The sequence below is a fragment of the uncultured Parabacteroides sp. genome (assembly GCF_947855115.1).
Lineage (GTDB): Bacteria > Bacteroidota > Bacteroidia > Bacteroidales > Tannerellaceae > Parabacteroides.
The window spans coordinates 48156-59442 of record NZ_CANTZW010000028.1 but is presented as its reverse complement, the minus strand read 5'-3'; the positions used below and the strand labels follow the sequence as shown (position 1 = coordinate 59442).

Sequence of the window (11287 nt, the reverse complement as noted above, 5' to 3'; positions counted from 1 at the left end):
CAATCTTGTTTTATTGAAATATTGATAGCTTGATTGATTGAAAGCAAGATTTCAAGAAAACTGGATTGATTGAAAACAATAAACCATTCAATATTGATTGAAATACTGAATGGTTTATTTATTACAAGAACATAATTACTTGCGAAAAGAAAATAAAACTCGTATCACGCATCGTTTTCATCCATTCTTCGGAGCAGACCTTTTTGCAATGTTTCCAAATACCGAGTTCTGTTTATTTTACGGCTTCGCATTTCCAAATAAGAATGATATAAATCACCAATATCTATACTGAACACATTTTCAAAATATCCTGCAATCTCTTTTAAAGTAGCCGTTCCTTTATTAAAATCCCCATTTGCTTCTAACTCCGTATTGATTTGGAACAATATCTTATCTACGAAATTCATACATATCTTTGATAACATCCCGATTTATCTTTAGTTAATTATAAAGACCTAATACTATCTCTATATCGTCTTAATTCTTTTTCGCCAGCATTTTCTATAGCCGAATCCAGTTCATTAAGAATTCTAACTCTATCATTAGGTATCATTCCGATAAACGGAACGGTGTTTGATACTGTATTTCCTAATAAAGTTGTTTTTATATGAAGTCTTGAAATAAAAGTCCGTAGTTCTAACAGCCTTTCGTGTTCGGTAGCTTCTACAAAATTACCACACTGTATTTCTTTGTATAATTCTGATTCGGGGAATACTGTCAGCGATACAAAATTTATGGTAAAGGGGTGTAGCTGATTGAACACATTGGCAGTATTGATAGCATTCTGCTCTCCCTTGTTTTTTCCTGCAAGCCCGGTCAGATACACAAGATTATATCTGATATTTGCTTCTTCCAGTTTCTTGCATTGCTCGATAATATCATTAGCCGTATATCCTTTGTTCATTGCTGCTAATGTATTATTGTCGCCAGATTCTGTTCCGATACTGATACCGTCAAAGCCTAAATGACGCAGGTTCTTCAATTCCTCTACTGTTTTCGGCTTAATATCTGAAATCCGGGCAAACATACCGATACTTTCACAATGACGAAGATATTTCCTAATTAGAAGACCTAAATCCAGCAGCCTGTTATAACTTAGCACGAATGGATTAGCTCCCGTTAAAAACACTCGCCGGGCTTTGGGCTGGAAACTTTGTATCACTTTCAAATCTTCTTCGACTTCCGTAATAGGAGATAGACGAAACTTTGTTCCGTGATATAAACTACAAAATTTGCACTTGTTGTGAGTGCATCCGGCAGTTACCTGTAAAAGTTGGGAACTTGCCTCGTATGGTGGTCGCCATACTTGTCCCGTAAAATGTAATAGTTCCATATAATTATAAATTAAGTATTTGTAATTAGTTATTTTCCGTATTTTTGTACTGCGAAGTTAGGACGTTCTTTTTGCAGAAAAAAGAACTATACTATCTGTTAGTCACTTACGTTTGAGTTAGTTTTTCTCAATATCAATGTATTTAAGGATGAAAAAAATGCGAAAAAAGTTAGATTACGATTATTGTTCTGCTTCTCCTATACTGGAATGGCTGGGTGACAAATGGGCTTTAGTTGTCTTATTGGAGCTACATGAAAATGGAATAATACGTTTCAATGAACTATATAAAACAATCCCCTCTATATCGGAAAAGATGCTTTCTACTGTCTTACGTTCATTGGTAACGGACGGATTAGTAGATAGAAAAATATATCCCTCAGTTCCACCCAAAGTGGAATATTATATATCCGAATTTGGAGAAACTTTAATCCCTCATTTAGAGCGGTTGAAACAATGGGGGCAAGAAAACTTTGAAACGATAATGGAAAACAGGAAGAGAAACAAGTATTGAACCTTGGGACAAGAAGCAAGTTATATAATGCTTGCTTCTTACATTAACGCACAAGGTTAAACGCCTATTCGAATATCAAATAGTCTTCTTCCTTCAAATATCTTTTGGCAAAAAGATTAACCAAACGACCTGGAACTTTAGTCCATCCTTGTTCTTTCTCACCAAATAATCGATGTGTTTCATTGGGAGTGTCTTTATAGTTTATCCACTCTGCTTCGTCTGGTCCTTCTGGATGAGCAAGCATTCCAAGCAATGCATTTTCGGCAAGCATTTTAAGCGTTCGATAAGGATTAATAGGTCCTACTTTTACATTATATTGTCCTTTTTCCTTGGAAATGGTTTCATGCCCGCCTATTTCTTCACACCATGATCGCCTTCCAATAGTGTCACAGAATTGTTTACCCTCTCCACTATTCCATTTCTGAATAGCTTCATTTTTTTCATCTTCACTAAAAAAAACTGTTTCCGCATGTTTAGTAAGCGATATTCCTTCAGTAGCGAGTGCTTTCTTGAGTTTTGTACGAGAAAAACACTTAGGGCGAAATTTTTCATAAGTACGAGTAAACACTTCATACGAAAACTTTCTTATAGTTACTATCTTTTTAGTTTTTTCTGCTAAAATATCGTATATCCATAACTCTTTCCCCCCATTGAATAAATCGTAATATGCTAATGAATCTTCATTAGAAAATTTGAATCGATATGCCCAACTCTTAGTGCTTTTTCCTTTAGGAATATGAAGTGCGTATCCTTTTTGACGTGCAGGTCGTAAAAAAGGTTGAAGTCCAATCGGTGTTATATTTTCTTTCATAAAATCATCCATATTTAGGGGAATTGGTTCATTCGCTCTCAAAGGACAAAATACATAAAGTATTCCTTCATGTTCTCTACCATCATCAAAAGGTCTGTAACAATCTTTGTCTTTATCATACCAACATGTAGCAAAAAACAATGCAATATCTATATTGCTGGTTAAGTCAAGCACAGATGTTAATAATCCATAGTGTTGTGCTAATCCTTCATAATCAACTTTGAAATTATGTCGCTTAAAGAATTTGTCAACAATGGGATATGTATCAAGCATATCACAAAATAACATAAATCTCATTTTCCATGTAAATATTTCAGAGCCTGTTAATGGACGAGGAGTTTCACGATATAAAGATGGATAACATGGTATGTGTTCTTGGCTTTGTCCCCTAAAAAGGTAAACAACAGCTCCATCTTCCGGTAAAAGGATTTTTTCATCTCCATTATCTGTAAGTACCGCTTCAAAGCCAAGTTCATGATCAAGAACAATTTGCTGATTTACATCGCTTTGTTCACAAGGTGGCAGTCTTTTTCTAGTACTCTCTTTAACTAGATATTTAATTTCTGATATTGAAAAGAATCGAGTCATTGTGTTAATATAGATGATATATGAAATAATTATTTGCAAATATACACATTGTAGAGAAGTGTTTCTCCAAATATTGCAAATATCATTGATGTTTTTTAGTGCAAGGTACAAGTATATATTTATATAGCTTGCACCTTGCACTAACCTTAGAATGTTTATTTTCAACGGTTTGAATAATTCAAAAATAATATGTACATTTGAACCCAAGATGTTGGCAGACAGACACCAGACAACAGCAGACAGTTTTTAAGGATTAAAGCGTGACGGATGCAAAGCCTAAATTTCTGAAAGTACTGATATTGAGGAAGAAATAACGTTTGGTTCATAACCCAGGTGGATCACATAAGAACAAAGCCAAACGGCGACAAAAAAGAGACAACTCCTACAATATCAAGGTATTGTAGGAGTTTTTTCTTTGTATAAATCAGTGACTCAAGACACGAAAAGGTCACAAAAAGACATACTTTCGTGACTAATTCGTGATCTGTCCGACCTTTCGGATTTTAGGTCACGGAATGTCCTTAATTGGCGGTTTGTTGTCTTGATTTGTCCATACTGCAAGTATCTCATTTTCAGTTCATCAATTTCTTTCGTTTTTTCATGGTAATATAGGCAGCATAATAATCGTCTAACTCCACTTGGAACACCGTACCGAGAATGTTCATCATTTCTTTTATTTCCACGTTCCCATTGTTAATGTCACCCGAAAAAACAAGGGAATCTCCCAATTCTATCAAAAAGACCTTTTTACCTGTGAAACGAAAAGGATATTTCAGATCCTTTTGCAAGTTTTCTTCTACTTGGGTGTTGGTTTCCAGTTTTACCAGTCTTTTGTTCAGATAGATACACGGATTTCATTGGCTATGATTTTAGCCACCTTAAATCATACCCGGTTGAGGAATTCGGGTCTTTATCGAATTGTGCGCTATCGGTACATAAGCGTAAATCAGACTTTCCTCGGACAAAATAATATTCATCATACAATGTTGAATGAGAGCGATAATATTGGTAGAAGTCCAGATTACGGTTAAAGAAGTAGGTCAGGTTATCCAATTCTTTACTGATATGGTTTCTGATTACATCATTACTACCTTTGGGGCATTGTGTTTCTATCCGATAAATCTTATAGAAGAATAGTAGCCTTCCAAGAATTTCCGGTTTCTGTGTTTTGAAGAATGTAATTTCATCCTTTTGGGCTGGAAAAGGCACTATAAACTATTTTGTGTAAATGGAAAATGCGGGATTCAGATTGAGTTTCGTATTTTTTTATTTAATAGATTTGTAAAATGAAGAAGATTATGAAAGAAAAGAATCAAGTGGTGCCTGATGAGGTATTAAGTAAGGAGTTCCTTAGCCAATTCAAAACAGAAGCCGACGTGAGCAAGTTTCTAAAGCAGTTGCATGCCCAAGTATTGGAAAAAATGCTCGAGGGTGAAATGGATGCCCATTTAGGTTATGAAAAGGATTCTGTGATAGGGAACAACACCGGCAATTCCCGTAACGGCAGCTACCCCAAGAAAATCCAAACCGAACACGGCGAGGCTGTCATCCCTATTCCCCGTGACCGTAACGGTCAATTCGAACCCATAGTTGTTCCTAAGCATGAGAGCCGTGGACTTTCCATTGAAAAGCTTGTCATCTCTCTATATGCCAAAGGCATGAGTGTTTCAGACATAGAGGAAGAGATGCGTGAGATTTATGAGATAGAACTTTCCACATCGGCTATCTCAATCATTACGAACAAGGTCAACCAAGCTGCCCAGGAATGGCAGAACCGTCCTTTGGATCCCATTTACCTGATAGTCTGGATGGACGGAATCGTATTCAAGGTACGAGATAACGGCAAGATCATGAACAAGACAGTTTATCTTTGTGTCGGCCTGAAACAGAACGGGCTGAAGGAAGTCCTTGGCATGTGGGTCGGCAAATCGGAAAGTTCCTCGTTTTGGATGGGTGTCCTGACCGATCTGAAAGCCCGTGGAGTACAGGATATACTGATTACCTGCACCGACAATCTGAATGGATTTACGGATACCATCCGTACCGTATTCCCCCAGTCATCCACGCAGATATGTGTCGTACATCAGATCAGAAATTCCTGTAAATATGTCGTTTATAAGGACAAGAAAGAGTTTACGGTGGATATGAAGAATATCTATAATGCACCCAACAAGGAAGTTGCCGCCGCTGAACTTGACAATTTGGAAAGGAAATGGGCTGGAAAGTATCCTTACGCCATACTCTCATGGAGAAACAACTGGGATGACCTGACTGTTTTTTTCCAGTTTCCTCTGGAAATCAGGAAAATCATCTATACCACCAATCTCATTGAAAACCTGAACGGGAAAATCAGAAAATACACCAAATCAAAACTTTCATTCCCCTCGGATGATGCCGTGAGGAAAACGGTATATCTTTCACTTATGGAGATTGAAAAGAAGTGGACGATGCCTATTCCTAACTGGGGGTTGATTATGAACCAGTTTATGCTTATCTTTGAAAACAGAATCCAGATATAAGAACGCTTACATCTGAATCCCGTTTTCGTTTACACAATATTTTGGACACTGCCCTGGAAAAGAATAAGTTTACAGTTTTATTTTTAAATCATTGAGAACCGCCTGCAAACGATGTGCCATTGAAAGAGAATTTTCGACAATATCATAACCGTGGAGGTCTATCTCGTCAATCTCTACATCTATTTCTGATAAAATGTTTTCTAAAAGCTCTTTCATCTTTTCAAAATCTATAATTATCAATCAAATATTTATCTTATTCGAGATAAGAGGAAGCTGGGTATGGACGATATAGAATAGAACACATTCTTAGCATAATGACTTTCTAATATTTCGCTTTGTGAAATACTCCATGCGGCAGACAAACATTTCACATTCGCTTTCTGACATTCTTTTATATCCGAAACTGTATCTCCGATATATACGATTTCATCTGCTGACAAATGATAAGTATGCAGCAATTCTTCCAACGCTTCCGACTTGATATTTCTTTCCGCATTTCCGGTAACGACCTTTGCAAAGCAGTTTTCCATACTGAATTGCCGCAGTGTTATATCACAACTTTTTGCTCCCTTACCAGTAATAAGCACTACTATAATGCCATTTTGCTTCAATAAGGTTATCAGTTCACGTATTCCCTCAAAAGGTTTTGGGCACATTGTTTTATGTAATGTTTCATAGATTACATAAAAATCGTGCAACGCTTGTTGCTGGTATGCTTCATCAATCACACATCTTATCATGCCTTCTTCATTCAATCCAAATGTCTGTACTACTTCCTCGTCCGACAATTCACGTCCGGCATAGGGTTGTGTGGCTTCCTTAAAAGCCTGTATGCACATCGGCAAGGTATCGCCTATTGTACCGTCCAAATCAAAAGCGACTAATTTAATCATGGTTATGTGAAGTATTGATTTCCCGAATTACCCTACATGGATTTCCTATGGCAAGACTATTTGCTGGAACGGATTTAGTGACAACACTTCCCGCCCCGATGACACTTCCCCGACCAATGGTGACACCCGGCAGGATGATAACACCGCCACCAATCCAGCAACCGTCTTCAATGGTTACGGGCAAAGCATACGTGTGGCGTATATATTCTATTCCATTTGAGTTTGCTACGGGTTCTAAGCGTTCGTTCAGTTCCACCGGATGAGTAGCCGTATAGATTTGTACATTTGGGGCTATCAATACATTGTTTCCGATTGTGATTTTATTGCAATCCACAAAGGTGCATCCGGTATTAATACTGACATTGCTTCCTATACGGATATTACAGCCATAATCACATATAAAAGAATACCCTACCGAAACTTTTTCGCCAATGCTTTCAAACATTTCTTTCAATAACGCATACTTTTCCTCTTTACAATCATACGGCAATGAATTGTATTTCAGCAATAATTCGTGCGTTTTTCTTTTAAACTCCATAAATACGGGAGCATGACAATCGTACCATTCGCCCGACAAGCATTTTTCCAATTCTGTTTTCATACCTACTCATGATAAAAGTTACTACAATCTTTCTATTTGTGGCAAAGTTATACATATTCATAAGATAAAATCTGTATTCTTTTTCTCTTTATTTGTATCTTTACATCTGAATAGCAGATTACATAAAATGAAAAGGGAAAATCTACACCAACCGTTTGAAATCAGTTTCAGTGAACTGGATGAGTCGCAATTAAAGGAACATGACCATACGTTCTTTGAATTGGTCTATATTCTATCGGGAACAGGTGTTCAGTGGATAAACAATAATAAATTTCCTTATCATGACGGACATCTCTTTATAATTACTCCCGGTGATATACATTCGTTCGACATTCATACTACCACAAAATTTGTTTATATAAAATTCAATGACATCTATATTCATTCGGCGGTCTTCGGTGCGGAGAATATCCAACGATTAGAGTTTATACTACAACACGCCAATCATCGCCCCGGGTGTATCTTACGCAACCAAACCGACAAGTTGCTGGTAAAACCTATGATAGAAGCAATTATTCGTGAATACTTGAACAAAAAGATATATAGCAGTGAAATTATTACGCAGCTAATCAATACAATCGTGATTGTTGTCGCCCGTAACATAGCTTTGTTCCTGCCTGAACAGATAGACGAGAATTCAGAAGAAAAGTCGCTGAACATATTACAATACATCCAGTCGAATATTTGCTATCCCGAGAAGATAAAAGCCAAAACGATAAGCCAACATTTCGGTATTTCCCCCAATTATCTTGGGAGATATTTCAAAAAGCAGACTAATGAAACCATGCAACAATATATCTTCAATTATAAAATGCAAATGGTGGAAAGCCGTCTTCTACACAGCGAAATGAGAATTAGTGAAATAGTAGAAGAACTTGGATTTACAGATGAAAGCCATTTGAATAAGCTATTCAAGAAATACAAAGATTGCAATCCAACAGATTTTAGGAAGAAGTATAGGATTTAATAAGGCTATTTTAGGACAAGTCGCTTGGCCTTATATATTTTATGGTTTACACAAAATGGTTACGTCAATCGGAGGAAGTCTTTTTAATAAAGAAAGCGTATCTCTATTACGAGACACGCTTCCTAATTGCAGTTAAAGTTTTGGCTAATTTTTAGCCCTATTAAAGCTTATTTACAAAAAAAGCCCGGCTCTATATATGGCCAAGCTATACACCTCTATATAGTCAAAGTTCTTTGGTCAATCAGTCACTCTCTATGTATAATCTCTATCAAAACGAGTAACGATGCAAAGGAAACATTTTATACGATAGCGAACAAACTTTTGCCTCTTTCTTTTTTATGCTGTAAAACATGAAAAGGAAAGAATGTGTACATTTTGGTATATCTCCTGAAACAATTGTTCCAATATTCTTCATTGTTTATTTAGACCTACGAGAATTAAAACAACAATTTAATCTTTAACTTGTTGTTTATCATATATTTTATTATGTGTGAAGAGGATTTTAACAAATTGATATTCAAAATACTTTTATTTGTGGTAAATGCCTTGGAGACAAACCGAAGACAAGAATTTGCTGTCCAAAAAATAAAAAGAACAAATATAAAGTCTGTTCCTTGATGTTTTTTCCATGCCATTTTCCCCTTGGAAAGAAAAATCTAGTTCTCACCATATGGTGATATTCGAAGTGCACAGCAATTATAAGGAGTTCCAGCGGGAGGAGTACTGGAAAAAAGTTGAGGAACTCGTTAGGACCAACTATACCCGCAGAAAAAGAGGATTGAGTCTATCTTGGGTATAAGCGTCCAAAGTACAGGGCTGATATTGGCTGAGATCGGATGCGACATAAGAGCCTTCTAGATAACCTCGGTACTAGTCGGACGAGAGGCCTAAGGCTCAAAAATGAGATGAGTGCCGGAAGGTACTTGTCGCTATTATCCACAAGTTGCTCGTTATCATTTGAAACGAGCTTAAGAGGGGGGAAGTCTACAAGGAAAATGCGTATGAGAGTATACATGTGAGACAGAGAGTTTTCGATAAGATATTCAACAGATAGATGCCAAAGCTTTTAAAATCAGGGTTCTCGGCAAAGACCTATATCTTTATGGAGATACGATTCCGGTTACAAATTAACTGCATGTCACGAATTCGATGAAAATGAGTCTAAAGCGTCATAACTCAAAGAGGAAAGTATCCTAAAATCAATATATCCTCTCTCATTAGACCTCCCGATGGAGGACGTAAAAAGAGTATCCAAAAAGATGAGAAAAACGGGCGAGAAGGCGTCCCTTCCTTTATTATTACCCGTACAAAACTATATAATTTAAAGTTTTGTTTAGTGTCAAGGTTTCGGTTTATCCATAGTTAAGGACCAAGGGCATGCTTTGATAAACAAGCCTCGGCAAATTTCATTTTTCGGCAAAGGAAGCCTTTATTTCTTTAACACAAAACTTTTTTACGTGTTTTTTATCTTTTTATGTTGTGTAACATAAATAAGAGAACGTGGACTTGATTTATGGAGGAAAGATAGATATTTGCGTTGGTGAACTCAACGGGATACGGAGCACCGGAATTTCGCTTGGATAGTAGTGTAGTGATGCGGTAGGATTATACTGATTTCGAGAGACAGGGATTGGAGGCCGAACAGATACTTAATAGTGACGATTATATGGGTAAGGGTATTTATTATTCTCATTCGGTTTTATCGTTTCTTGGTTTTGTAGTTGATACTTTCTTGCCATGGTTATCCCTTGGATAAAGGTCTGCATAGGAGTTTTTCCGAAACAATATTTTCCAGAGTGTGCTCTTTCCGTGTTGTATGAGTTCATCCACGCATCAAGGTCTGTTTGTAGCTGCTCGATAGCGTTATAGATTTTCTTTCTAAAGGCAATAGCATAGAACTCGTTCCGCACTGTTTTGTTGAATCGTTCACAGATCCCATTCGTTTGTGTTTTTTTCGCTTTGATTTTAGAATGGTCTATATCCTCCACAATCAGATACAGTTCATACTCATGGTTCTCCCAGTTTCCGCAAAACTTTGTTCCCCTGTCCGTGAGCATACGTATCAGCCTCAAGTCATGCTGTTCAAAAAAAAGGAATAATCCTATCGTTGAACATATCTGCGGGACAAGCGCATTTTTCCTGTCATATAACTTTGCAAACCCGATTTTGGAGTAAGTGTCGATGACAGCCTGCTGGCAAATGTGTCCGACACCTTTGATGTATCCTGCATAATAAGTATCTTGGGCGACAAGAAAACCGGGATAATAGGTATCTATTTCCCCATGAGCCCGTTTCTCTTCCTTCGCTTTTTCCAATGCCGCCACCTGCTTCTCGTCAAGGATTATATCCTCTTGTTCCACCTTAGCGGATAATACTTTCAAGCGTTTCTGAAAAGTTTACATATCATGCCGTGACCATATGGACGAGATCCCTGGATTATTTGCCAATATGAAACCTATGCCGGGAGCGATTGAGGCTGTGCGTGAGTTACAAAAGCATTTTGACTTATACATTTTGTCTTCTGTGCCATGGAATAACTATTCCGCTCCTTCTGACAAGGTAGAGTGGATACGAAAGAATTTAGATGATGTCTTTCATAAGCGCATGATTATCTCTCACTGTAAGAATTTGTGCAAAGGTGATTATCTCATTGATGATCGTGAGGAAAATGGAGCGCTGGATTTTGAGGGAGAGTGGATTCGGTTTGGAAATCAGCGATTCCATGATTGGAATAGCGTGGTTGATTATTTATATGAACAAAATGGTTTATTGTGATTATAATATATGGAAATATGATACTCGGTAATAAGTAAGAGCGGTACTCGGTCAAATAACGAAGATACGTTCAAGATAATTAAAAACCTTATAAAAGATGCCCCTATAGTGTATAACATGTTGGTCTATTTTTATTGGGTTCGGATCAAAAAGACGAATGGATAGGTTTTACTAGAATCCGCTAAGGAATGTTTGGGGAAGGCTGACGAGTTGGCCTTTCTAGCAAAAGGAAATACGAGACGATTGCTCCGTTATTATGATAAAAAATTTGAGGAGGGAAGGGGGGAAT

11 protein-coding genes and 1 pseudogene are annotated in these 11287 nt (G+C 37.1%); 4 read left to right on the top strand and 8 right to left on the bottom strand.

Annotated features, from left to right (window positions below; translation table 11 throughout):
- Window positions 1-164 precede the first annotated feature (164 nt).
- Window positions 165-407: an RteC domain-containing protein gene (locus Q0110_RS14995; RefSeq protein ID WP_297908128.1), complete on the bottom strand. Its 243-nt coding sequence runs from the start codon at window positions 405-407 to the stop codon at window positions 165-167.
- A 38-nt stretch (window positions 408-445) separates the two neighbouring features.
- On the bottom strand, window positions 446-1333 hold the full coding sequence (locus Q0110_RS14990; protein WP_297908126.1) for a radical SAM protein: 888 nt from the start codon (window positions 1331-1333) through the stop codon (window positions 446-448).
- A gap of 157 nt (window positions 1334-1490) precedes the next feature.
- Between Q0110_RS14990 and Q0110_RS14985 the strand changes: the two genes are divergently transcribed.
- Window positions 1491-1844, top strand: a complete 354-nt coding sequence (locus Q0110_RS14985) for a helix-turn-helix domain-containing protein (protein ID WP_297908134.1) — start codon at window positions 1491-1493, stop codon at window positions 1842-1844.
- A gap of 64 nt (window positions 1845-1908) precedes the next feature.
- Here the strand turns inward: Q0110_RS14985 and Q0110_RS14980 are convergent, their stop codons facing one another.
- On the bottom strand, window positions 1909-3243 hold the full coding sequence (locus Q0110_RS14980) for an FRG domain-containing protein (RefSeq protein ID WP_297908122.1): 1335 nt from the start codon (window positions 3241-3243) through the stop codon (window positions 1909-1911).
- A 587-nt stretch (window positions 3244-3830) separates the two neighbouring features.
- A pseudogene (locus tag Q0110_RS14975) lies at window positions 3831-4446 on the bottom strand (RteC domain-containing protein); the annotation flags it as partial.
- A gap of 83 nt (window positions 4447-4529) precedes the next feature.
- Here Q0110_RS14975 and Q0110_RS14970 point away from each other — a divergent pair.
- Window positions 4530-5762 carry an IS256 family transposase gene (locus Q0110_RS14970; protein ID WP_297908118.1) on the top strand — a complete coding sequence of 411 codons (1233 nt, stop codon included), beginning with the start codon at window positions 4530-4532 and terminating at the stop codon, window positions 5760-5762.
- A 69-nt stretch (window positions 5763-5831) separates the two neighbouring features.
- On the opposite strand, the gene Q0110_RS14965 is transcribed toward Q0110_RS14970, so the two are convergent.
- The 3 genes from Q0110_RS14965 to Q0110_RS14955 are packed head-to-tail and all read right to left on the bottom strand — an operon-like array spanning window position 5832 to window position 7256.
- A complete protein-coding gene (locus Q0110_RS14965) occupies window positions 5832-5978 on the bottom strand; it encodes a hypothetical protein (RefSeq protein WP_297908115.1) in 147 nt (48 codons plus the stop codon).
- A 32-nt stretch (window positions 5979-6010) separates the two neighbouring features.
- Window positions 6011-6655: an HAD hydrolase-like protein gene (locus tag Q0110_RS14960; RefSeq protein WP_297908112.1), complete on the bottom strand. Its 645-nt coding sequence runs from the start codon at window positions 6653-6655 to the stop codon at window positions 6011-6013.
- A complete protein-coding gene (locus Q0110_RS14955) occupies window positions 6648-7256 on the bottom strand; it encodes a sugar O-acetyltransferase (protein ID WP_297908109.1) in 609 nt (202 codons plus the stop codon). The genes Q0110_RS14960 and Q0110_RS14955 overlap by 8 nt, the downstream gene beginning before the upstream one ends.
- 127 nt (window positions 7257-7383) lie before the next feature.
- Between Q0110_RS14955 and Q0110_RS14950 the strand changes: the two genes are divergently transcribed.
- Entirely contained in the window at window positions 7384-8223 is an 840-nt protein-coding gene (locus Q0110_RS14950; RefSeq protein ID WP_297908106.1) for an AraC family transcriptional regulator, read from the top strand.
- A gap of 1649 nt (window positions 8224-9872) precedes the next feature.
- On the opposite strand, the gene Q0110_RS14945 is transcribed toward Q0110_RS14950, so the two are convergent.
- On the bottom strand, window positions 9873-10604 hold the full coding sequence (locus Q0110_RS14945) for an integrase core domain-containing protein (protein ID WP_297908103.1): 732 nt from the start codon (window positions 10602-10604) through the stop codon (window positions 9873-9875).
- A 37-nt stretch (window positions 10605-10641) separates the two neighbouring features.
- Here Q0110_RS14945 and Q0110_RS14940 point away from each other — a divergent pair, with 37 nt between their 5' ends.
- Window positions 10642-10998 (top strand): hypothetical protein, encoded by a 357-nt coding sequence (locus Q0110_RS14940; protein ID WP_297908100.1) that lies wholly within the window; start codon window positions 10642-10644, stop codon window positions 10996-10998.
- The last annotated feature ends 289 nt before the right edge of the window (window positions 10999-11287 follow it).